Annotated in this window: 20 protein-coding genes; 10 read left to right on the plus strand and 10 right to left on the minus strand. The window is 56.2% G+C overall.

Annotated features, from left to right (window positions below; all coding sequences use genetic code 11):
- Positions 1-335: 335 nt before the first annotated feature.
- The gene (locus GY169_RS04615) at positions 336-1,256 is read right to left on the minus strand and encodes a hypothetical protein (RefSeq protein ID WP_167575087.1); all 921 of its coding nucleotides are present in this window, start codon (positions 1,254-1,256) and stop codon (positions 336-338) included.
- Between the two features lie 203 nt (positions 1,257-1,459).
- Complete coding sequence (locus GY169_RS04620; RefSeq protein WP_163449353.1) at positions 1,460-1,786, minus strand: cupin domain-containing protein; 327 nt, start codon at positions 1,784-1,786, stop codon at positions 1,460-1,462.
- A gap of 141 nt (positions 1,787-1,927) precedes the next feature.
- Between GY169_RS04620 and GY169_RS04625 the strand changes: the two genes are divergently transcribed.
- Complete coding sequence (locus GY169_RS04625) at positions 1,928-2,620, plus strand: aspartate/glutamate racemase (RefSeq protein WP_163449352.1); 693 nt, start codon at positions 1,928-1,930, stop codon at positions 2,618-2,620.
- Here the strand turns inward: GY169_RS04625 and GY169_RS04630 are convergent.
- Positions 2,607-3,542, minus strand: coding sequence for a LysR family transcriptional regulator (locus GY169_RS04630; RefSeq protein WP_064542938.1), 936 nt, complete (start codon positions 3,540-3,542; stop codon positions 2,607-2,609). The genes GY169_RS04625 and GY169_RS04630 overlap by 14 nt on opposite strands.
- Positions 3,543-3,662: 120 nt before the next feature.
- Here GY169_RS04630 and lysA point away from each other — a divergent pair, with 120 nt between their 5' ends.
- A complete protein-coding gene (gene lysA / locus GY169_RS04635; RefSeq protein WP_167575088.1) occupies positions 3,663-4,925 on the plus strand; it encodes a diaminopimelate decarboxylase in 1,263 nt (420 codons plus the stop codon).
- 80 nt (positions 4,926-5,005) lie between these two features.
- Here the strand turns inward: lysA and GY169_RS04640 are convergent, their stop codons facing one another.
- Positions 5,006-6,016, minus strand: coding sequence for a LacI family DNA-binding transcriptional regulator (locus GY169_RS04640; RefSeq protein ID WP_163449350.1), 1,011 nt, complete (start codon positions 6,014-6,016; stop codon positions 5,006-5,008).
- Positions 6,017-6,317: 301 nt separating this feature from the next.
- Here GY169_RS04640 and GY169_RS04645 point away from each other — a divergent pair, with 301 nt between their 5' ends.
- Genes GY169_RS04645 through GY169_RS04660 form a run of 4 tightly spaced genes read left to right on the plus strand, consistent with a single transcriptional unit; the run spans position 6,318 to position 10,387 of the window.
- Positions 6,318-7,655, plus strand: a complete 1,338-nt coding sequence (locus GY169_RS04645; RefSeq protein ID WP_064542950.1) for a PTS sugar transporter subunit IIC — start codon at positions 6,318-6,320, stop codon at positions 7,653-7,655.
- Positions 7,656-7,662: 7 nt separating this feature from the next.
- Positions 7,663-9,090 carry a glycoside hydrolase family 1 protein gene (locus GY169_RS04650; protein ID WP_167575089.1) on the plus strand — a complete coding sequence of 476 codons (1,428 nt, stop codon included), beginning with the start codon at positions 7,663-7,665 and terminating at the stop codon, positions 9,088-9,090.
- A 47-nt stretch (positions 9,091-9,137) separates the two neighbouring features.
- Positions 9,138-9,911: a GntR family transcriptional regulator gene (locus GY169_RS04655; RefSeq protein WP_064542956.1), complete on the plus strand. Its 774-nt coding sequence runs from the start codon at positions 9,138-9,140 to the stop codon at positions 9,909-9,911.
- Positions 9,908-10,387: a GNAT family N-acetyltransferase gene (locus GY169_RS04660; RefSeq protein ID WP_167575090.1), complete on the plus strand. Its 480-nt coding sequence runs from the start codon at positions 9,908-9,910 to the stop codon at positions 10,385-10,387. The genes GY169_RS04655 and GY169_RS04660 overlap by 4 nt, the downstream gene beginning before the upstream one ends.
- Here GY169_RS04660 and galR read toward each other — a convergent pair.
- Positions 10,348-11,364 carry an HTH-type transcriptional regulator GalR gene (gene galR / locus GY169_RS04665; RefSeq protein ID WP_163449346.1) on the minus strand — a complete coding sequence of 339 codons (1,017 nt, stop codon included), beginning with the start codon at positions 11,362-11,364 and terminating at the stop codon, positions 10,348-10,350. The two genes, GY169_RS04660 and galR, sit on opposite strands and share 40 nt — an antisense overlap.
- A gap of 618 nt (positions 11,365-11,982) precedes the next feature.
- Here galR and aas point away from each other — a divergent pair.
- Both aas and lplT read left to right on the plus strand, forming a co-directional pair.
- Positions 11,983-14,142: a bifunctional acyl-ACP--phospholipid O-acyltransferase/long-chain-fatty-acid--ACP ligase gene (aas, locus tag GY169_RS04670; protein ID WP_167575091.1), complete on the plus strand. Its 2,160-nt coding sequence runs from the start codon at positions 11,983-11,985 to the stop codon at positions 14,140-14,142.
- Entirely contained in the window at positions 14,135-15,328 is a 1,194-nt protein-coding gene (gene lplT / locus GY169_RS04675) for a lysophospholipid transporter LplT (protein WP_167575092.1), read from the plus strand. Before aas ends, lplT begins: the two co-directional genes overlap by 8 nt.
- 39 nt (positions 15,329-15,367) lie before the next feature.
- Here lplT and GY169_RS04680 read toward each other — a convergent pair whose 3' ends face one another.
- The 5 genes from GY169_RS04680 to GY169_RS23590 form a co-directional block, all read right to left on the minus strand.
- Positions 15,368-16,408, minus strand: a complete 1,041-nt coding sequence (locus GY169_RS04680) for an NADP(H)-dependent aldo-keto reductase (protein WP_163446352.1) — start codon at positions 16,406-16,408, stop codon at positions 15,368-15,370.
- A 128-nt stretch (positions 16,409-16,536) separates the two neighbouring features.
- The gene (locus GY169_RS04685; RefSeq protein WP_097162008.1) at positions 16,537-16,755 is read right to left on the minus strand and encodes a YgdI/YgdR family lipoprotein; all 219 of its coding nucleotides are present in this window, start codon (positions 16,753-16,755) and stop codon (positions 16,537-16,539) included.
- Positions 16,756-16,878: 123 nt separating this feature from the next.
- Positions 16,879-17,592 carry a TerC family protein gene (locus GY169_RS04690; protein ID WP_065358153.1) on the minus strand — a complete coding sequence of 238 codons (714 nt, stop codon included), beginning with the start codon at positions 17,590-17,592 and terminating at the stop codon, positions 16,879-16,881.
- 120 nt (positions 17,593-17,712) lie between these two features.
- Positions 17,713-18,408, minus strand: a complete 696-nt coding sequence (gene mutH, locus GY169_RS04695) for a DNA mismatch repair endonuclease MutH (protein WP_167575093.1) — start codon at positions 18,406-18,408, stop codon at positions 17,713-17,715.
- 92 nt (positions 18,409-18,500) lie between these two features.
- Complete coding sequence (locus GY169_RS23590; protein ID WP_411908121.1) at positions 18,501-18,650, minus strand: hypothetical protein; 150 nt, start codon at positions 18,648-18,650, stop codon at positions 18,501-18,503.
- Between the two features lie 441 nt (positions 18,651-19,091).
- Here GY169_RS23590 and rppH point away from each other — a divergent pair, with 441 nt between their 5' ends.
- Together rppH and ptsP are read left to right on the plus strand one after the other, a co-directional pair.
- Entirely contained in the window at positions 19,092-19,622 is a 531-nt protein-coding gene (gene rppH / locus GY169_RS04700; RefSeq protein ID WP_035893962.1) for an RNA pyrophosphohydrolase, read from the plus strand.
- A 12-nt stretch (positions 19,623-19,634) separates the two neighbouring features.
- Complete coding sequence (gene ptsP, locus GY169_RS04705; protein ID WP_163446350.1) at positions 19,635-21,881, plus strand: phosphoenolpyruvate--protein phosphotransferase; 2,247 nt, start codon at positions 19,635-19,637, stop codon at positions 21,879-21,881.
- Positions 21,882-21,975: the final 94 nt, after the last annotated feature.

The following is a 21,975-nucleotide window of genomic DNA, read 5'->3' on the forward strand; positions in this document are numbered from 1 at the left end:
TCATTTTATAAAACACCGTTTTAAATTTATTTTATTGCGATTTGTTTCTACGTCATTCGATTAATCGTGAAAATGTGATCGGAGTCGAAACGATGTTTCATTATAGTGACGGCGATGGCGTTTTTGTCCCTCAGCCAGCACCATTCGGGGCTTCTGGTATGGAAGTTGACAGCCGAAATATCTATTAAGCGTGATATAATTGATTGTTAAAATGATTAAGGCGCTAATCTTTGTTGAGGGTGAAAAATATAAAGCCTCAGCGAAAAAGATGAGGCTTTGATCACAATAAAAGGCTTATTCTGGAAACATCCAGAATGTATACGTTGTATGACCCGTCAGTTATTTGTCGGAATCATCACAATACCGATTGGCGTTAAATTTGTGCAATGGCGCATCAAATCGCCCGGCGAGACAAACATATTTTGGTTGCTCCGCAGCGCAGCCAGCGCATCGAAGCGCCTGACGGTGGTATCAAGGCCTAACAGCGACGCGTGCGCCTGGGCAAAATAGAAAATGGCTTCCGCCAGCGCATCGGTCATGGCGGGTGTCGGTTGCGTGTTATTGTCCATAAAGGCGTGGTGCAGAGCTTCGCACAGCGCTTCATCGCTGGCGGTTTCCGGCGCGGCGTTCATATCATATTGATTAAAGGTCACCTGGCGCTGCTTCATCCAGTCGGCGGCTTTATCGAGCAGCGTTTCGCCAATGGCCGAATCCAACTGTGTGGCATGACGGAACTGCAGGCGGAAGGCGCTTCCGGCATCGTCAAAGCATTGGGCGACGAACTGTGAACAGACCATCGGATGCTTACCGGGCGTCTGCTGTTGCTGAATAAACTGAGTTATCGTCGCGGTCAGCTTTTTCAGTATGCGAATAATCACCTGCTGTTTTGGGCTGGTTATCGAGAATTTTTTATACATCAACAACAAACCAACCATATACAGCCCGGCATGGTCATAGGGTTCCTGGTTATTCAGGTGCTGGCGCGCCGCCTGAGTGACAGGCGTGAGCGGCGATGCTGTTGTGTGGCGATAAACATGAATGGTGCGGCCCTTAAAACGCTTTTCAGCAGGGTTGGTGGTTACCTGTGGCGGCGTTTCTTCCACGATGGTGGGCGGGCAGGTCTCAAAATACATCGCGGCGTGACTGACCGGGGCATCGGTCAAAAAGGTAATTGCCCAGGAAATAAAACTTTTCTTTTCCGGTGAGAAGAGCAGCACATCCGCTGGGTGAAGATCGTTAAGTGAGAGTACTTTCATAAAATTCCCTTTTCATTTCCTGACCAGTGACGGCAGATACGCGCTAGCATAACGCGCCTTATTTTTCGGCGACTGTGATGGAAATCGACGTTAGATCTCAGCGGAATGCGTGAAAATTTGCGGGGAATCTGAGACGGTAGGGCAAACGGGATAAACGGAGAAACGCCGCCCTTCGCGATGAAAAGCGGCGGAAGCGTCGAAGCTTATGCTTTCAGGAAATCCTGGCGCACTGGGGTGAAGGTATCGAGCAGAGTACCGGCTTTCAGGCACACGCAGCCGTGCATGATGTTCGGCTGTTTGTACAGCGTATCGCCCGCGGAAACTACGTGCTTTTCGTCGCCAATGGTGAATTCAAACTCACCGGACAGCACGTAGGTCAGCTGCTCGTGCGGGTGGTTGTGCATTGGGCCAATCGCGCCCTGTTCGAAGTTGACTTCAACCGCCATCATCTTGCCATCGTGTGCGAGAATGCGGCGGGTAACGCCATTGCCCAGATCTTCAAGCGTGGTTTCTTTATGGAAAATAAACATCCGGCTGTCCTGTTTTATGTTGAAACGGTGTTTCATTAAATTTATATCAGAAACGATCAAAAAGAAAACGCGAGCCGCAGATGTGGAAAGTTGATCACAACTTTGCTTCACTGGCAGGACGACAACGCACAAGGAACCACGATGAAAACGATTGGTCTGTTAGGCGGGATGAGCTGGGAGTCGACCATTCCCTACTATCGCCTGATTAATGAAGGGGTAAAGCAGCGTCTTGGCGGTTTGCATTCGGCGCAGATCTTACTGCACAGCGTGGATTTCCACGAGATTGAACTGTGCCAGTCACAGGGCGACTGGCAGCGTGCGGGCGAGATCCTCGCTCAGGCCGCGCGGGGCCTTCAGCAGGCGGGGGCGGAAGGTATCGTTCTGTGCACCAACACCATGCACAAAGTGGCTGAGGCGATTGAAACCGCCTGTGAGGTGCCGTTCCTGCACATTGCCGACGCCACGGGCCGTGCGATTCAAAAACAACGGATGAACAACGTTGCGCTACTCGGCACGCGTTACACCATGGAACAGGATTTCTACCGCGGACGTTTGCAGGCGGAATTTGGCATCAGTACGCTGATTCCCGAAGCGGACAATCGGCAGAAGATTAACCAGATCATCTTTGATGAACTGTGCCTCGGCGAATTCAGCGACGCCTCCCGCGACTATTACCTGAGCGTGATAGCGGCGCTGGCGAAGCAGGGCGCGCAAGGGGTGATCTTTGGCTGCACCGAAATTGGCCTGCTGGTGCCCGCTGAACTGAGCCCGCTACCGGTGTTTGATACGGCGGCGATCCATGCCGAAGACGCGGTGGCGTTTATGCTCTCTTGATCTCGCTAAGCACCGCCTCCAGCGGGTCGGTAATGCGTGACAGATGCGCCTGAAGATGGGCCGTAAACGTCTCCAGCAGCGCCGAGGCCGGGCGGTGTAGCGGGCGAATCAGACTGACGGTGAACGGCACGTCGACGCTAAAGCGGCGAATGGCAACGCCGCTGTTGACGTAGTCCAGCGCCGTCAGCGGGTTCACCACCGAAAGGCCGACGCCGGCTTTGACCATCGCGCAGATAGAGGCGGCGCTGTGCGTTTCGACCACCATGCGCCGCTTCACCTGATGTTCATTAAACAGCGCATCCAGCAGTTGGCGATAGCTGTCGGTGCGCGACAGGCTGATGTAGTTCTCGCCCTGAAAATCGGCGGGCGTCAGCACTGCTTTCGCGGCCAGCGGGTGTGCCTGCGGCAGAACGCACACTTCGTTGAGCGTGAGCAGCGGCGTGCGCTCGGTGCCTGCGGGCGTGTGCAGCGTCTCCGTCAGGCCCAGATCGTGGCGCTGCGCCGACAGCCACTCTTCCAGCAGCGGCGACTCCTGCGGCACGATTTGAATATTGACCTGCGGGTAGCGCGCGAGGAACGGCTGGAGCAGCGGCGGTAAAAAAGATTGCGAGAACACCGGCAGGCAGACAATCGACAGCTCTCCCTGACGGAATTCGCGCAGGCTTTCGGCGGCGCTGACGATACGGTCCAGCCCATACCAGGATCGCTGCACTTCTTCAAACAGCCGCAGCCCTTGCACCGTCGGGTGCAAACGTCCTCGGCTGCGTTCAAACAGCTTTAAGCCGAGAACCTGCTCGAAGCGCGCCAGCTCGCGGCTGACGGTTGGCTGTGAGGTGTGCAGCATTCGCGCGGCTTCCGTCAGGTTTCCCGCCGTCATAATGGCATGAAAGATTTCAATATGGCGCAGGTTTACGGCTGGCATCGGCGATCCTCACAGGTCTGTACTCCATATCATTTTTGCATAGACTCGCGATAAAACGATATTTTTTATTCTCTTTCGCCTGTGGCGTAATCATAAAAAAGATGATTACCGGAGTTCGCTATGCCACGCCCGCTCAACAATACCGACACTGACCTGACCGCCGACAACCTGCTGCGCCTGCCTGCCGAATTTGGCTGTCCGGTGTGGGTGTACGATGCGCAGATTATTCGCGCGCAGATTGCCAAACTGAATCAGTTTGACGTGGTGCGTTTTGCCCAGAAGGCGTGCTCGAATATTCACATTCTGCGTCTGATGCGCGAGCAGGGCGTGAAGGTGGATTCCGTCTCCCTCGGCGAGATTGAACGCGCGCTGGCTGCAGGCTATGAGCCGGGCGAAGGGCGTGACGATATCGTTTTTACCGCCGATATGATTGATGAGGCGACGCTGGCCCGCGTGCGTGAGTTACACATTCCGGTGAACGCCGGTTCAGTCGATATGCTGGAGCAGCTCGGCAGCATCTCTCCGGGGCATCGCGTGTGGCTGCGCGTTAACCCAGGGTTTGGCCACGGCCACAGTCAGAAAACCAACACCGGCGGCGAAAACAGCAAGCATGGCATCTGGTACAGCGATCTGCCGGCGGCGCTGACGGTGATCCAGCGTTATCAGCTGAAGCTGGTGGGCATTCACATGCATATCGGATCCGGCGTCGATTATGGCCATCTGGAGCAGGTGTGCGGTGCGATGGTGCGTCAGGTGGTGGAGTTTGGTCAGGATCTGGAGGCGATCTCCGCGGGCGGCGGGCTGTCAATCCCGTATCGCGAGGGCGAGGAGGCGATCAACACCGATCACTACTTTGGCCTGTGGGATGCCGCGCGTCAGCAAATCGCGCAACATCTGGGCCACCCGGTGAAGCTTGAGATCGAACCGGGGCGTTTCCTGGTGGCGGAATCCGGCGTGCTGGTGGCGCAGGTACGCAGCGTAAAAGCGATGGGCAGCCGTCACTTTGTGCTGATTGACGCGGGCTTCAACGATCTGATGCGTCCGGCGATGTACGGCAGCTATCACCATATTTCCGCGATGGCGGGCGACGGTCGTGCGCTGGAAAACGCCCCGCAGATTGAAACCGTGGTGGCGGGTCCGCTGTGTGAATCAGGCGATGTCTTCACCCAGCAGGAAGGGGGCAAAGTGGAAACTCGCCTGCTGCCTGCGGTGGTTCCGGGCGATTATCTGGTGCTGCACGATACCGGTGCTTACGGTGCGTCGATGTCGTCAAACTACAACAGCCGACCGCTGCTGCCGGAAGTGCTGTTTGATAACGGTGTGGCGCGGTTGATTCGTCGTCGTCAGACGATTGAAGAGCTGCTGGCGCTGGAACTTATCTGAGGGAATGCCCGATGGCGCTGCGCTTATCGGGCCTACGGGGATGTAGGCCGGATAAGGCGCTTGCGCCGCCATCCGGCACGTTATTTGTAATACGGTCCCGTCGTGACCGAATCGCGCAATACCAGCGTGCCGGTGAACGGTGGTATGGTTTCAATCTCTTCGCCCGCGGCCAGCTTAATGGCCTGGTCAATGGCGGTGACGATCATGTTATCGATCGGCAGGTACACCGTCGACAGCCCCGGCTCCAGCCACTTGGCGCTCGGGGCATCATCAAAGCCAAACAGCGAAATATCCTGAGGAATATGTAGCCCCGCCTGATGCAGCGCCTTCGACGCGCCCAGCGCCATGTCATCGTTACAGGCAAACAGCGCGCTGAACTTCACTTTCTCTTCCAGCAGCGCGTTGCACATGTCATAGCCGCAGTTCATGGTCGAATCGCCATGCTTCACTTTTGCTGGATCCCATTTTATGCCGTTCTGTTCCAGCGCCCGACGGTAGCCCTGCAAACGCGCTTTACCGGTTGGCGTATGAATAGGAACGGTAATGCAGGCGATGTCCCGATGCCCTTGAGAAATCAGATACTCTACCGCCTGGAATGCGGCATCCTGCTGTTCGAAGAACACGCAGCGATCGCGCGCCTGGCTGACGTCGCGGTTAATGACGACCAGCGGCATCGGAGTCGTGTTCACCAGCGACATGATCGCTTTTTCGCTCATATGGCGGGTGTAGAGCACGATGGCGTCGCACTGGCGGTCGGCCAGCATCTGCACCGCCTGCTCTTCACGCTCGGGCGTATCGTGGCCATCGGTCACAATCAGCTGTTTACCCCAGGCTTCCGTCTGACGGGAGGCCTGCTGTAACAACCGACCAAAGTAGAAGCCGTCGAAGGTTGAGACAACGAGGCCAATGCTGTTGCTGGTGCGATTGGCCAACGAGCGCGCCAGAAAGTTGGGCCGATAGCCTAACTCCTCCATCGCTTTAAACACCTGTTTACGGGTGCTCTCTTTGACCTGACCGGTACCATTCAGCACACGGGAGACCGTTGCTTTCGACACGCCAGCGCGTATTGAGACATCCAGCATTGTTGCCATTGTTAATCCCTGAAACTCCGTGATGACCCGCAGTTTATCACAGACATTCACCACTCATACGAACTCTACAGCGGATAAAAAACCTATCGCGATCACGCTTTTGCAGTTAATCGCGCTAAGAACCGCTCCTTCAGCATGCGGTATACCAATAATTGTATTTCTTTCTGTTTGGAATACCAAAATAGAGGTTGGGAGCTTAATCACAGAACTTTTCGTTAAGGATGACTATTTTTGGTATGCCAAAAGGTGTTTGGCTGTACACCGGATGCGCGATAAAGCCCTTAAACTTGAGGTACTTTCTATGGCATTGCAGGACAAACTGATTGATTCGCTGGGGAGTTTCGCCACGAAATTCAATAGCTATCGCTATATCATGGCGATCAAACACGCCTTTATTACGCTGATGCCGGTGATCATCGTTGGCGCATTCTCCGTACTGATTTCCAACATGGTGTTGGATCCGAAAAACGGTCTCGCCAGCTTCCAGTCGCTGTCGTTTCTGGCGTCTCTCAAACCGATTACCAGCGCCATCAACTACGCCACGCTGAACTTCCTCAACATTGGCGCCGTGTTCCTGATCGGCATCGAGCTAGGAAGAATCAACGGCATTAAGACCCTGTTCCCCGGCCTGCTGGCGGTGATCTGCTTTATCTGTGTCACGCCGACCACCGTACAGATGATGGTCGACGGGCAGATGCATGAAGTCAAAGATGTGCTGCTGCGTCAGTTCTCTGACACCCGCAGCCTGTTCCTCGGCATGTTTATCGCCATTCTGTCGGTCGAGATCTACTGCTGGCTGGAAACGCGCAACGGGCTGAAGATCAAAATGCCGGACACCGTGCCGCCGAACGTCGCCGCGTCGTTTTCAGCGCTGATCCCGGCGATCATTACCGTCACCGCGATCGCCACCTTCGGCTTCATCTTCCATCAACTGACCGGTATGTACCTCTACGACGCGGTTTATCAGGTGGTGCAGCAGCCGCTGGAGCGGGTGATGCAGAGCCTGCCGGGGATCCTGCTGCTGATGTTCGTGGCGCAGATCTTCTGGGTGATCGGCATTCACGGTAACCAGATGATCAAACCCATCCGCGAACCGCTGCTGCTGGGGGCGATTACCGTCAACATGAGCGCCTTCGAGCAGGGTAAAGAGGTGCCAAATATTATTACGATGCCGTTCTGGGACGTGTATATGAGCATCGGCGGCTCCGGACTGACCATCGGGCTGCTGATCGCGGTGATGATTGCCACCAAGCGTAAAGAGATGAAAGAGATCGCCAAGCTGTCGATTGGCCCGGGGATCTTCAACATCAACGAGCCGGTAATCTTCGGTATGCCGATCATGCTCAACCCGATCCTGGCGATTCCCTTCATTATTACCCCGCTGGTGACCGGCAGCATCGGCTATTTCGCCACCGTCACCGGGTTTGCCGGTAAAGCCGTGGTGATGGTGCCGTGGACCACGCCGCCGCTGATCAACGCCTGGCTGTCGACCGCAGGCTCGATGGGCGCAGTAGTGACGCAGCTGATTTGTATCGTCGTGGCGGTGCTGATTTACCTGCCGTTTGTCAAAATTGCCTCCCGCCGTGCCGAGATTTCCGAACGCCTGGCGGCCAAATCCCCGGCTACCGATAACTTCTGAGGACGCTATGAGTACAAAACGGATAACGATTCCCGATGATTTTATTCTCGGGGCCGCGGCTTCGGCCTGGCAAACGGAAGGCTGGAGCGGTAAAAAGCCAGGCCAGGATTCCTGGCCCGATCTCTGGTACAAGAACGACCGTCACGTCTGGCATAACGGCTACGGCCCGGCAGTTGCCACCGATTTTATCAACCGCTTTCGCGAAGACGTGCAGCTGATGAAGCTAGCGGGGTTGACTCATTACCGTACCTCCATCAACTGGTCGCGTTTTTTAACCGATTATGAGGCGGTTACGGTGGATGAAGAGTATGCCGCTTATTATGACCAGCTGTTTGATGAGCTGCTGGCCAATGGTATTGAGCCGATGATCTGCCTTGAGCACTACGAGCTGCCAGGCTACCTGCTGGAAGAGTACGGCGGTTGGGGCTCGAAAAAAGTGGTTGAGCTGTATGTGCGCTACGTGGAGCAGGTGTTTGCCCGCTACCATCGCAAGGTGACGCGCTGGTTTACCTTTAACGAGCCGATTGTGGTGCAGACCCGCGTCTATCTGGATGCGCTACGCTGGCCGTATGAGCAAAGCACCGGCAAATGGATGCAGTGGAATCACCACAAGGTACTGGCGACGGCGAAGGTGGTGCAGCTATTCCGCGAGAAAGGCTATCAAGGGACCGTCGGCTGCATCCTCAACCCGGAGGTGACCTATCCGCGTTCCGCCGCCGCTCACGACCTGCGGGCGGCAGAGGTGTACGATCTGTTCTACAACCGCGTATTCCTGGACCCGCTGGTACACGGTGCTTACCCGGCAGAGCTGTTCACGCTGCTGGAGAAGCATGCGGTTGCCTGGGACTACAGTGCCGACGAACTGGCGATCATCCGCGACAACACGGTCGATGAACTGGGCATTAATCTCTACTACCCGCATCGGGTAAAAGCGCCGTCGCGCGCCTGGCATCCCGGGACGCCGTTCCACCCGGCCTGGTACTACGAACCGTTTGAGCTGCCGGGCAGAAAGATGAACAACTCGCGCGGTTGGGAAATCTACCCGCAGATTGTCTACGACATGGCGATGCGCATCAAAAATGACTATCGCAATATTCCGTGGTTTGTCGCCGAGAGCGGTATGGGGGTGGAAAATGAGGCCCAGTTCCGCAATGCCGATGGCGTGATTGCCGACGACTATCGGATCCGTTTTATCAGCGAGCATCTGTGGCAAACGCTGCGGGCGAAAGAAGACGGCGCCAACTGCCACGGCTATATGCTGTGGGCCTTTACCGACAACGTTTCGCCGATGAACGCCTTTAAAAACCGCTACGGGCTGATTGAAATCGATCTCCAGAACGATCGCGCGCGGCGGCCAAAAGCCTCTGCCCGCTGGTTCCGTCAACTGCGCGACAGCCGCGAGCTGACGGTGGATATCGATGATGAATGGCGCTGATTTTTGCTAAGATAGCGCCGGTATTGGCATAACGTACAGGTGAAATTGTGGAGAAGGCTACCGTCCCGCCGGAAAAGAAACCCTATCAGGAGATTGGCGATGATTTGCGCGCCCAGATTATGCAGGGCCGCTATCCCGTCGGGTCGCGCCTGCCGCCGGAACGCAATATAGCTGAAACTTACGGCGTCAGCCGTACCATCGTGCGCGAGGCGCTGCTGATGCTGGAACTACAGGGTACGGTTGATATTCGCCAGGGCTCCGGCGTGTACGTGATGCGTATTCCGCAAGAAAGCGACGGTGAGGAAGAGCAGATGCTGAGCAGCGACGTTGGGCCATTTGAAATCCTGCAGGCGCGCCAGCTGCTGGAGAGTAACATTGCCGCTTTCGCCGCGAAGATGGCCACCCGCGCAGATATCGACAACCTCAAGCAGATTATCGAACAAGAGCAGCGGGCGATTGCGCTCAACGATACCAGCCAGGACAACGGCCGCCTGTTCCACCTGGTGCTGGCCGGGGCGACGCAAAACCAGATGCTGCTGGCGACTATCGAGCGCGTCTGGATCCAGATGGACAGCAGCCCGCTGTGGCAGCAGTTTAACGCTCATATTGCCAGCCGCACCTACCGGCTGAAATGGCTCGGCGATCGGCAGACTATTCTGGCCGCGCTACGCCGCCGCGACGTCATGGGGGCCTGGCAGGCGATGTGGCAGCACCTTGAGAACGTCAAAAATAGCCTGATGGAGCTGTCTGACGAAGACGCGCCGGATTTCGACGGCTATCTGTTTGAATCAGTTCCCATCTTCCAGGGAAAATTAATGTGACCATCCTGCCGCTCTATGACCGTCCGCAGTACGCCGGTCAGGTGACCGACTGGCTATGGCACGCCTTTGGCGGTGACGGTCTGTCGCGGGCATTTTTTGCCAGCATCATCGACCACAGCCAGCGTCCGGGCGCACTGCCGCTGACGTTTATTGCCGTTGAGGGCGATAAACTGTCAGGAACGGTGGGGCTATGGCGCTGCGATTTAATTAGCCGTCAGGATCTGTGGCCGTGGATGGCGGCGTTGTACGTCGCGCCAGAGGCGCGTGGCCGCGGTCTGGCGGGCCAGCTACAGCGGCACGTGATGTCCTGTGCCGCGCAGCTGGGATATACGGAACTGCACCTCTATTCGGCCTGTCGGGATTTTTACGAACGCTTCGGCTGGCAGTACCTCGGTGATGCCCTCGATTACCCGGACACCACCGTCCATCTTTATCGCTACGATTTAACCTCTTCCGCCGGGGCTATCACCGAGTGACGGCGAACCAGCGTCGGGCTGAACAGGTGGGTGATATCCGGTAGCGGCTTGTTCTCTGCCAGCGCCAACGCCAGCTCGGCGGCCTGGGTGGCCATGGTGACAATCGGGTAGCGGATGGTGGTCAGCCGTGGTCGCACGTAGCGGGAAACCAGCACGTCATCAAAACCAATCAGCGAAATCGCCTGCGGTACGTCGATACCGTTATCATTCAGTACGCCCATCGCGCCCGCCGCCATCGAGTCGTTGTAACAGGCGACGGCGGTAAACTGCTTGCCGCGACCGAGCAGCTCGGTCATGGCCTGTTCGCCGCCGCTTTCATCCGGCTCGGCAAAGGTCACCAGCCGGTCGTTGCACGGTAGCCCGTGCTCTTTTAGCGCGTCGTAGTAGCCCGCCAGTCGGTCTTCCGCATCCGAAATCGCGTGGTTGGAACAGATATAGCCAATGCGCGTATGCCCTTGTTGAATCAGATGGCGAGTCGCCAGCCAGGCGCCGTAACGGTCGTCCAGCGCCACGCAGCGTTTTTCAAAACCGGGCAGAATGCGGTTGATCAACACCATGCCGGGCATTTGCTTCATTAAATCTGCCAGTTCAGCGTCGGGAATCAGCTTGGCATGCACCACCAGCGCCGCACAGCGGTGGCGGATGAGTTGCTCAATGGCCTGACGTTCTTTCATCTCATTATGGTAGCCGTTGCCAATCAGCAAAAAATTGCCGGTGTGATAGGCGACCTGCTCCACGGCTTTAACCATGGCGCCAAAAAAAGGATCGGAGACGTCGCCCACCACCAGGCCGACGGTTTCCGTCGACTGCTGCGCCAGCGCGCGGGCATTGGCGTTGGGATGATAGTTGAGGGTCTCCATGGCGGAATTCACCGCCTGACGCGAGGCATCGCTGGCTTTTGGAGAGTTGTTGATGACGCGGGAAACGGTAGCGACGGAGACGCCTGCCATCCGGGCCACATCTTTAATTGTCGCCATAATATGCCTTAAACAAAATTCGATGGGTAAACGTTTACACCCTAACAGTTTTACGGAAATCCCGGTGCTATTCAAGGCCGAGTCTGTGGTGGATTGCACAATATTGATGCGCGTATGGTGCTTTGTGGAAGAGTGACACCGCGCTTTTGCAACTAAACAGGAATATTCAAACGTTTGCTTACACTTTGCGAGATGCTGTTGCGAATGTCTGCTGGAGAACGCGTTACGCGAGTTGCTAATCTGATTGTCCCAGAGGTATTGATAGGTGAAGTCGCCCACAAGGTTGACCACTCAATTACACCAACCTGCGCAGATGCGCAGGTTTTTTTTTTGCCTGAATTCACGCTGTTACAGTTCCCCATAATCGCAATACCTCGTTGCATTTCCGCTCATTCTCTTGCGGTTTTAAACTGGCTGCCAGGCGGTAGGGGGGAGACAATAGCGGTCCCAGAGGTATTGATTGGTGAATGTTTCAAAGTACGCTTTGCGTACGCATCACTTACACCGACCTGCGCAGAAGCGCAGGTTTTTTTTTACCTCCATCTTCCCGTCTGCTGCTTTTCCTCAGTGTTCTCGTGTACCCTTTGCAAAGATAAATCTTTGGCAAAAGGAGTTGGTATGCTTCTCTGTTTCTTCCGACAGCTTTTCAGGGTGTTATTCAGGGTACGGATGACCGGTAGCACCGAGGCGTTAAGCCAGCCTAAAGTGCTGATTACGCCCAACCACATCTCGTTTATCGACGGCATTTTGCTGGCGCTGTTTCTCCCGGTTCGCCCGGTTTTTGCCGTCTACACCTCGATTTCCCAAAAATGGTTCATGCGCTGGCTGACGCCGATCATCGATTTTGTCCCGCTCGACCCGACAAAACCGATGTCAATCAAGCATCTGGTGCGCCTGATCGAACAGGGCCGCCCGGTGGTGATTTTCCCGGAAGGGCGCATTTCAGTCTCCGGTTCGCTGATGAAGATTTACGACGGCGCGGCCTTTGTGGCGGCGAAGTCCGGGGCGACGATTATTCCGGTGCGTATTGAAGGCGCGGAACTGAGCTACTTTAGCCGCCTGAAAGGGCTGGTGAAGCGCCGCCTTTTCCCTCGCATCCAGCTGCACCTGTTGCCGCCAACCACGCTGCCAATGCCGGAAGCCCCGCGTGCCCGTGACCGTCGCCGCATTGCCGGCGAAATGCTGCACCAGATTATGATGGAAGCCCGGATGGCGGTGCGTCCGCGTGAAACGCTGTATGAATCGCTGCTGACGGCGATGCACCGATACGGCGAGAAAAAAGCGTGCGTCGAAGATATCAATTTCCAGCCGGACAGCTATCGCAAGCTGCTGACCAAAACGCTGTTTGTGGCGCGTATCCTCGAAAAATACAGCCAGAAGGGAGAAAAGATCGGCCTGATGCTCCCGAATGCCGGTATCAGCGCCGCCGTTATCTTCGGTGCGATTGCCCGCGGTCGTATTCCGGCGATGATGAACTACACTGCCGGGGTCAAAGGGCTGTCCAGCGCCATTACCGCCGCGCAAATTGGCACAATTTTTACCTCGCGCACGTTTCTTGATAAAGGCAAACTCTGGCACCTGACCGAGCAGTTGACCCAGGTTCGCTGGGTATTCCTCGAAGATTTAAAAGGCGATGTGACCACCGTCGATAAGCTGTGGATCTTTTCGCGCGTGCTGATGCCGCGTCTGGCGCAGGTGGCGCAGCAGCCGGAAGACCCGGCAATCATCCTCTTTACCTCCGGTTCGGAAGGCCACCCGAAAGGCGTGGTGCACAGCCACAAAAGCATTCTGGCGAACGTCGAGCAGATCAAAACCATCGCCGACTTTACCGCCAATGACCGCTTTATGTCGGCGCTGCCGCTGTTTCACTCGTTTGGCCTGACGGTCGGGCTGTTTACGCCGCTGCTGACCGGCGCGGAAGTGTTCCTCTACCCTAGCCCGTTGCACTACCGCATGGTACCGGAGCTGGTGTATGACCGTAACTGTACCGTCCTGTTCGGCACCTCAACGTTTTTAGGCAACTACGCGCGATTCGCCAACCCGTACGATTTCTATCGTCTACGCTATGTCGTGGCCGGGGCGGAAAAGCTGCAACAGAGCACCAAAGAGCTGTGGCAGGACAAGTTCGGCCTGCGCATTCTGGAAGGCTATGGCGTGACCGAATGCGCGCCGGTGGTTTCGATTAACGTGCCAATGGCGGCGAAACCGGGCACGGTAGGGCGCATTCTGCCGGGGATGGACGCGAGATTGCTGGAAGTACCGGGCATTGAGCAGGGCGGTCGTCTGCAGGTGAAAGGGCCGAACGTGATGTGCGGCTACCTGCGCGTTGAGAACCCTGGCGTGCTGGAAGCGCCGACGGCTGAGAATCAGCACGGCGAGCGGGAAACCGGCTGGTACGACACCGGTGATATTGTCGCTTTTGACGCTCAGGGCTATGTGCAGATTCAGGGACGGGCAAAGCGGTTTGCTAAAATTGCCGGCGAAATGGTGTCGCTGGAAACGGTCGAACAGCTGGCGCTGGGCGTATCGCCTGAGAAGATGCACGCCACGGCAGTGAAAACCGATGCCAGCAAAGGCGAGGCGCTGGTACTATTTACCACCGATAATGAACTGACCCGCGACAAACTGTTGCAGTATGCGCGGGCCCACGGCGTGCCGGAGTTGGCGGTTCCTCGCGACATTCGCTGGATGAAACAGCTGCCGCTGCTGGGCAGCGGTAAACCGGATTTCGTCACCCTTAAGAGCATGGTTGCAGAGACGGAACACCCACATGAGTGAGTCAGTACACACTAACACCTCTATCTGGTCGAAAGGCATGATGGCGGTTATCGCCGCCCAGTTCCTCTCGGCTTTTGGCGACAACGCGCTGCTGTTTGCCACGCTGGCGCTGATGAAGCAGCAATACTATCCGGACTGGAGCCAGCCGGTGCTGCAAATGGTGTTTGTGGGCGCTTACATCGTCTTTGCGCCGTTCGTCGGCCAGGTGGCGGACAGCTTTGGTAAGGGCCGGGTGATGATGTTCGCCAACGGCCTGAAGCTGCTCGGCGCGGCGATGATTTGCGTGGGGCTGAATCCGTTTATCGGCTATACGCTGGTGGGTATCGGCGCGGCGGCTTACTCGCCGGCGAAGTATGGCATTCTCGGGGAACTGACCACCGGCGATAAACTGGTGAAAGCCAACGGTCTGATGGAAGCTTCGACGATCGCGGCGATTCTGATCGGCTCGGTGGCGGGCGGCGTTGTGGCTGACTGGAGCGTGGTGGGCGCACTGGCGCTTTGCGCGATCGTCTACGGCGGCGCGGTGGCAGCTAACATTTTTATTCCCAGGCTGCCAGCTGCGCGTCCGGGTCAGTCCTGGCGTTTTCGCCCCATGACCCACAATTTCTTTAACGCCTGCAATGTGCTGTGGCACAACGGTGAAACGCGCTTTTCTCTGCTTGGCACCAGCCTGTTCTGGGGCGCGGGGGTGACGCTGCGCTTCCTGTTGGTGCTGTGGGTTCCGGTGGCGTTAGGGATTACCGATAACGCCACGCCAACCTATCTGAATGCGATGGTGGCGGTGGGGATTGTGGTGGGGGCCGGGGCGGCCGCGAAGCTGGTCACGCTGGAAACGGTGGCGCGCTGTATGCCTGCCGGGGTGTTGATTGGCGTGGTGGTGGCGATTTTCGCCCTTCAGCACGCGATTTTACCGGCTTATGTGCTGCTGTTTATCATCGGCATCTGCGGTGGCTTCTTTATCGTGCCGCTGAACGCGCTGTTGCAGGATCGCGGCAAGCATACCGTTGGCTCGGGCAATGCGATTGCGGTGCAAAATCTCGGTGAAAATAGCGCGATGCTGTTGATGCTGGGGCTGTACTCGCTGGCGGTGGCGGTGAATATTCCGGTTGTCGGCGTGGGCGTAGGCTTCGGTGTGTTGTTTGCGCTGGCGATTATCGTGCTGTGGCTGTGGGGTAAGCGGCGCTGATTTTCCCGGGGTCGCAAGCGACCCCGGAAGAGCACAATCTTAAGGTGCCGGGTAAGTATATACCTGATGCACCGCTTCAATTTCGGCTAATACTTCTTCACTCAATTCCAGGTGCAGACTTTCCACGTTAGTTTTCAACTGCTCCATCGTCGTCGCGCCCAGCAGCGTGCTGGCGACGAACGGCTGACGGCGGACGAACGCCAGCGCCATCTGCGCCGGGTCGAGGTTATGGCGTTTGGCAATCTCCACGTAGGCGGCGACCGCTTTTTGCGTCTGCTCACCGCTGTAGCGGGTAAAGCGGCTAAACAGCGTATTGCGCGCGCCAGCCGGTTTGGCACCGTTCAGGTATTTACCGGTCAGGGTGCCGAACGCCAGGCAGGAATAGGCCAGCAGCTCAACACCTTCAAACTGGCTCACTTCTGAGAGCGCGACTTCGTAGCTGCGGTTGACCAGGCTATACGGGTTCTGAATGGTCACAATACGCGGCAGATCGTGTTTATCGGCCAGATGCAGGTAACGCATTACGCCAAACGCGGTTTCGTTCGAGACGCCGATATAGCGAATTTTCCCGGCGCGCTGATACTCGGTGAGCGCTTCCAGCGTTTCCAGCAGGGATACGACCGGTGCGGAATCAGCCCAGGTGTAGCCCAGCTTGCCGAAGCAGTTGGTTGGGCGCTGAGGCCAGTGCACCTGGTAGAGGTCGAGATAGTCGGTTTGCAGACGCGTCAGACTGTTGTGCAGCGCGTCGCGAATGTTCTTGCGGTCCAGCGCCTGATTGGGGCGGATGCCGCTGTCGTTATTGCGTGACGGGCCGCTAACCTTAGAGGCAATCACCAGTTTTTCACGGTTGCCGCGTTTCGTCAGCCAGTTGCCAACGTAGGTTTCAGTCAGGCCCTGGGTTTCCGGGCGCGGCGGCACAGGATACATCTCCGCGACGTCGATCAGGTTGATACCCTGACTCACGGCGTAATCAAGCTGTGCATGGGCGTCGGCTTCGCTGTTCTGTTCACCAAACGTCATTGTGCCAAGCCCGAGGGTGCTTATCTCAAGAGAGCTGTGGGGGATACGGTGGTACTGCATAAGCCGGCTTCCTTTTATCAACAGCGTCGGGAAAGAGTCCCGACAAAGGAATATAAAAATGGCAGAGGGGAAGAAAAAGGGAAAGCAGAAAATGAAAAAAGGCCAGCAAGCGGCTGACCTCTCTGTCTTTATCGTTTAATAATCTGTGAGACGTCGTCGCGATTGATCTGCATTCTGTTGCCCTGCTGATCTTCGTAGCTGATAAGCCCGGTGTCGTCGTCGACTTCTGGTTTTCCGTCGGTAAGAATCATTCGGCCATCTTTGGTCGCCATGACGTAATCGCTGCTACAGCCGGAAACTGCAAAGGCTAAACCTACTGCGGAAATCAATACTGCCCATTTTGTCATCGTCATCCCCTTTATCGCCGCACTCTTAATAGTCTAGTAATAACCGACTCTTGCGTTAGCATAAAGCAGTAAAATCTGAAAAAAATCAGACATGGCCCTCAAAAGAGGGCCAAAAACGACAGATTAGAGCGGATTTTTTTTGTTTCTCAGCAGATTGAGGCTTTCTACTGCGATAGAGAAGAACATGGCGAAGTAGATGTAGCCTTTCGGCACGTGGACGTCAAAGCTCTCGAGGATCAGCGTAAAGCCGACCAGAATCAGGAATGACAGCGCCAGCATTTTCACCGAAGGATGGCGATCGACAAATTCGCCGATTGAACGTGCGGCAAACATCATCACGCCCACCGCAATCACCACCGCCGCCATCATGATAAACAGATGGTCAGAGAGGCCCACTGCGGTAATGACCGAGTCGAGGCTGAAGATAATATCCAGCAGCATGATCTGCACAATCGCGCCGAGGAACGAATGCACGTTGGTTTTCAGCCCTTCCTCATCACCTTCAATCGACTCGTGAATTTCCTTACTGGCCTTCCAGATAAGGAACAGCCCGCCCAGCAGCAGGATAATATCGCGCAGCGAGATGGCCTGATCGAACACGGTGAACAGCGGGTTGGTGAGCTTCACCACCCAGGCGATAGAAGCCAGCAGCCCCAGACGCATCACCATCGCCCCCATCAGCCCTAAACGACGGGCATGGGCGCGTTGCGCGGTAGGAAGCTTAGCGACGACCAGAGAGAGAAAAATAATATTATCGATCCCCAGAACGATCTCCAGCAGCGTCAGCGTACCGAGCGCAAGCCAGGCGTTGGGGTCGGTGATCCATGCAAATAACATTAGATAAGTCCTGCCAAAAAAAGCGAAAGCGTCAATAGATGTACTTTGTGGATGCTGTAGGGCAATCCTGCCGCCAGCAGCACGAGGAGTATAATCCCGGCGGGCGGCAGGGCAAAAAAATTAATGCGTTTGCAGCATAAAGTGGCGCGCCAGCAAGGCGGCGGTGAAGTTCTTTTTGAGATAGAAACCGCGCGGCAGCGTCATAATCGGTTCACCGTGCGCGCCGATGGCTTCGGTGAGCGCTTTGCTGTTGGCGGCCTTTGGGCGGAGCTGCAGCACTTCACCGTGACGCGCGGTAATGCGCTCGACCTGCCCCAGAACAATCAGATCCATTAACTCTTCCCAATCCATTTGCAGCTGATGCTCCTCTTCCGGGCTCGGCGTCCATAGCAGCGGCGCGCCGACGCGGCGCTCGGCGAGCGGGATCGTTCTTTCGCCCTCTACCGGAATCCACAATACCCGCTTGAGCTTGTGACGAACGTGGCTGTTTTCCCAGGTGACGCCGGAATTGCCGGTCAGCGGGGCGACGCAGACGAAAGTGGTCTCCAGCGGGCGTCCCTGGCGGTCAATGGGAATCGTTTTCAGCTCGACCCCCAGCGCAGCGAAATCCTGCTCTGGCTTACTGCCGGCGCTGGCGCCGAGCCAGATTTCCAGCAGCACGCCAATCCAGCCTTTATCACGCTTCAAATCTTTGGGCGGGACGATACCGGCCATCGCCGCCAGTTCGCCCAGCGAATAGCCCGCCAGACGCTGCGCCTGCGCAAGCAGCTCGGCCTGGGTTTTGGGCGATTCGGGAAGCGGGGCGAGCATTGACATGATAAAACGCCTTTTGGTGAAAAAATGAACGACTGTTTTGCCGGGTGTGGATAGAGTTTAACTTTTTCTGAGTAAATATATCAACGTGATGATTATAATGGATTTTTTAAGCTATTTTTCAGCGTAAAAAGGCCGCGAAAAAAGGTTTTCCAAATCTGGTCACTGACAATGAACAGGATCTTACACCATGTTATCCACAGAAAAATGGGATAACTGGGGAAAAGCCCCACTACTGTTTCAATTTACAGCCTTGACGTGCGACGAAAATCGAATTTTCGCACAAAAGATGTCTAAGATGTTGGCACAATCTGTGGATAAAATCGGCGTTGCTCGATCTTTCATCAGTTGGAGGATCCCCTATGTGATGATCATCACGTTATGCGCTAATGCAAGAGGATTAACCATAATAACTTAATGAAAAATATCATTTTACTGTGAACGGCTTGCATGCGATTATTCAGAGTAGTCTGGGTTTTCCCTGGGTAATTCCGTACTTCTTCACAACTCTATCCACAGAAAAAGTGAATAAAATCGCGGATGAACGCGGTTCTCTGTTTATAACTCTGATGATTACTGTGAGTTATTCAAATGTTATTCGATGGTCGTGCTGTAATAGAGTGGTTTACCGTTTCCAGCGAGTGTGAAACAATCATTCACATTGAAGCTTATTTTGAGGTAGTCCGGTGATTGATGACGATGGCTACCGCCCAAATGTTGGTATTGTAATTTGCAATCGTCAGGGCCAGGTTATGTGGGCCCGACGCTACGGTCAGCACTCCTGGCAATTCCCGCAAGGGGGTATAAACCCCGGTGAGACAGCAGAACAGGCGATGTATCGGGAACTGTTCGAAGAAGTTGGATTAAGCCGTAAGGATGTACGGATCCTCGCTTCGACCCGAAACTGGTTGCGTTACAAATTGCCTAAACGTTTGGTGCGTTGGGACACAAAGCCGGTTTGTATCGGCCAGAAACAAAAATGGTTTCTCTTGCAGTTGATCGGCAATGACGCGGATATCAATATGCAAACCAGCAGCACGCCGGAGTTCGACGGCTGGCGCTGGGTGAGTTACTGGTATCCGGTGCGTCAGGTCGTGTCGTTTAAACGTGACGTCTACCGCCGGGTGATGAAAGAGTTCGCCAGCGTAGTGATGGCGCTTGCGGAGAGCGCGCCAAAACCGCAAAGCGCGCCTGCTTATCGACGTAAAAGAGGTTAAGCCACGCATATTATGCTCACTCGCTTACGCGAAATTGTTGAGAAGGTCGCGAGTGCGCCTCGTCTGAACGAGGCGCTGGATATTCTGGTCACCGATGTCTGCCTGGCTATGGAGACCGAGGTTTGTTCCGTCTATCTTGCCGACAACGATCGACGCTGCTTCTATTTAATGGCGACCCGCGGCCTGAAAAAACCGCGCGGTCGTACCATTACGCTCGCCTTCGATGAAGGGATCGTCGGGCTGGTTGGCCGCTTGGCCGAACCGATTAACCTCGCCGACGCGCAAAAACACCCCAGCTATAAATACATTCCCTCAGTGAAAGAAGAGCGCTTCCGCGCGTTTCTTGGCGTGCCGATCATTCAGCGCCGCCAACTGCTGGGCGTGCTGGTGGTGCAGCAGCGCGAGCTGAGGCAGTACGACGAAAGCGAAGAGTCATTCCTGGTCACGCTCGCCACCCAGATGGCGGCTATCCTCTCGCAGTCTCAGTTGACGGCGCTGTTCGGGCAGTATCGTCAGACGCGTATCCGCGCGCTGCCGGCTTCGCCGGGCGTGGCGATCGCCGAAGGCTGGATGGACGCCACCCTGCCGCTGATGGAGCAGGTGTATGAAGCGTCATCGCTGGATACGCAACTGGAGCGCGAGCGTTTAACCGGCGCGCTGGAAGAGGCGGCGAACGAATTTCGTCGTTACAGCAAACGCTATGCCGCCGGAGCGCAAAAAGAGACGGCGGCGATTTTTGACCTCTATTCGCACCTGCTCTCTGACGCCAGCCTGCGCCGCGCGCTGTTTGCTGCGGTGGATAATGGCTCGGTGGCCGAATGGGCGGTAAAAACGGTTATTGAGAAGTTTGCCGAACAGTTTGCCGCGCTCAGCGACGGCTACCTGAAAGAGCGCGCGGGCGATCTGCGTGCGTTGGGGCAGCGTCTGCTGTTCCACCTCGATGACACCACCCAAGGCGCCAATGCCTGGCCGCCGCGCTTTGTGCTGGTGGCGGATGAACTCTCCGCCGCTACGCTCGCGGAAGTGCCGCAGGATCGTTTAGCCGGCGTGGTGGTACGCGACGGTGCCGCCAACTCTCACGCTGCGATCATGGTACGCGCGTTGGGGATCCCTACGGTGATGGGTGCCGATATTCAGCCGTCGATCCTCCACGGGCGTACGCTGGTGGTGGATGGTTATCGCGGCGAGCTGCTGGTGGATCCTGAACCGATCCTGCTACAAGAATATCAACGGCTTATCAGCGAAGAAAACGAACTCAGCCGCCTGGCGGAAGGAGACGTTGAGCGCCCGGCAGAGCTGAAAAGCGGCGAGCGCGTAAAGGTGATGCTCAATGCCGGTCTTAGCCCGGAGCATGAGCAGAAGCTGGGGCGGCGCATCGACGGCATTGGCCTGTATCGCACTGAAATTCCGTTTATGCTGCAAAGCGGCTTTCCTTCCGAAGAGGAGCAGGTGGCGCAGTATCAGGGCATGCTACAGATGTTCAACGACAAGCCGGTGACTTTACGTACGCTGGACGTCGGGGCAGACAAACAGCTGCCGTATATGCCGATCAGTGAAGAGAACCCCTGCCTGGGCTGGCGCGGGATCCGCATCACGCTCGATCAGCCGGAGATCTTCCTTATACAGGTGCGCGCGATGCTGCGCGCCAACGCGGCGACCGGCAATCTGAGCATTTTGCTGCCGATGGTCACCAGTCTGGAAGAGGTTGACGAAGCGCGCCGTCTTATCGACCGCGCCGGTCGTGAAGTGGAAGAGATGATCGGCTACGCCATTCCGAAACCGCGTATTGGCATTATGCTGGAAGTGCCGTCGATGGTCTTTATGCTGCCGCATCTGGCGAACCGCATCGACTTCATTTCCGTGGGCACCAACGATCTCACGCAATATGTGCTGGCGGTGGATCGTAACAATACCCGCGTTGCCAGCATCTACGATAGCCTGCATCCGGGGATGATTCGCGTGCTGTCGATGATTGTGCAGGAAGCGGAACGCTATGGCATCGATTTACGTCTGTGTGGCGAAATGGCGGGCGACCCGATGTGCGTCACCATCCTGATTGGCCTGGGATTCCGACATCTGTCGATGAACGGTCGTTCGGTACCGCGCGTGAAGTATCTGCTGCGTAATATCGATCTTGAAGACGCGCAAACGCTCGCCCAGCGCAGCCTTGAGGCGCAGATGGCCACCGAAGTGCGCCATCAGGTCGCGGCCTTTATGGAACGTCGTGGTCTCGGCGGCCTGATTCGCGGCGGCCTGTAGGCCTGATAAGCGCAGCGTCATCAGGCAACCCGGTGTCCATTGCCGGATGTCAGCGTCGCCGGGAGTCTCCGGCGACCTTCGCTTATACATATCT

This window comes from Kluyvera genomosp. 3 (assembly GCF_011765685.1).
Taxonomy (GTDB): Bacteria; Pseudomonadota; Gammaproteobacteria; order Enterobacterales; family Enterobacteriaceae; genus Kluyvera; species Kluyvera georgiana_A.

Excerpts from the sequence above, each read along its gene's own strand:
- lplT (WP_167575092.1), top strand. The coding sequence starts at position 14,135 with ATGAGTGAGTCAGTACACACTAACACCTCTATCTGGTCGAAAGGCATG.
- GY169_RS04685 (WP_097162008.1), bottom strand. The coding sequence starts at position 16,755 with ATGACAAAATGGGCAGTATTGATTTCCGCAGTAGGTTTAGCCTTTGCA.
- GY169_RS04620 (WP_163449353.1), bottom strand. The coding sequence starts at position 1,786 with ATGTTTATTTTCCATAAAGAAACCACGCTTGAAGATCTGGGCAATGGC.
- GY169_RS04630 (WP_064542938.1), bottom strand. The coding sequence starts at position 3,542 with ATGCCAGCCGTAAACCTGCGCCATATTGAAATCTTTCATGCCATTATG.
- GY169_RS04625 (WP_163449352.1), top strand. The coding sequence starts at position 1,928 with ATGAAAACGATTGGTCTGTTAGGCGGGATGAGCTGGGAGTCGACCATT.
- lysA (WP_167575088.1), top strand. The coding sequence starts at position 3,663 with ATGCCACGCCCGCTCAACAATACCGACACTGACCTGACCGCCGACAAC.
- GY169_RS04645 (WP_064542950.1), top strand. The coding sequence starts at position 6,318 with ATGGCATTGCAGGACAAACTGATTGATTCGCTGGGGAGTTTCGCCACG.
- GY169_RS04650 (WP_167575089.1), top strand. The coding sequence starts at position 7,663 with ATGAGTACAAAACGGATAACGATTCCCGATGATTTTATTCTCGGGGCC.
- mutH (WP_167575093.1), bottom strand. The coding sequence starts at position 18,408 with ATGTCAATGCTCGCCCCGCTTCCCGAATCGCCCAAAACCCAGGCCGAG.
- GY169_RS04680 (WP_163446352.1), bottom strand. The coding sequence starts at position 16,408 with ATGCAGTACCACCGTATCCCCCACAGCTCTCTTGAGATAAGCACCCTC.
- ptsP (WP_163446350.1), top strand. The coding sequence starts at position 19,635 with ATGCTCACTCGCTTACGCGAAATTGTTGAGAAGGTCGCGAGTGCGCCT.
- aas (WP_167575091.1), top strand. The coding sequence starts at position 11,983 with ATGCTTCTCTGTTTCTTCCGACAGCTTTTCAGGGTGTTATTCAGGGTA.
- GY169_RS04640 (WP_163449350.1), bottom strand. The coding sequence starts at position 6,016 with ATGGCAACAATGCTGGATGTCTCAATACGCGCTGGCGTGTCGAAAGCA.
- galR (WP_163449346.1), bottom strand. The coding sequence starts at position 11,364 with ATGGCGACAATTAAAGATGTGGCCCGGATGGCAGGCGTCTCCGTCGCT.
- GY169_RS04615 (WP_167575087.1), bottom strand. The coding sequence starts at position 1,256 with ATGAAAGTACTCTCACTTAACGATCTTCACCCAGCGGATGTGCTGCTC.
- GY169_RS04690 (WP_065358153.1), bottom strand. The coding sequence starts at position 17,592 with ATGTTATTTGCATGGATCACCGACCCCAACGCCTGGCTTGCGCTCGGT.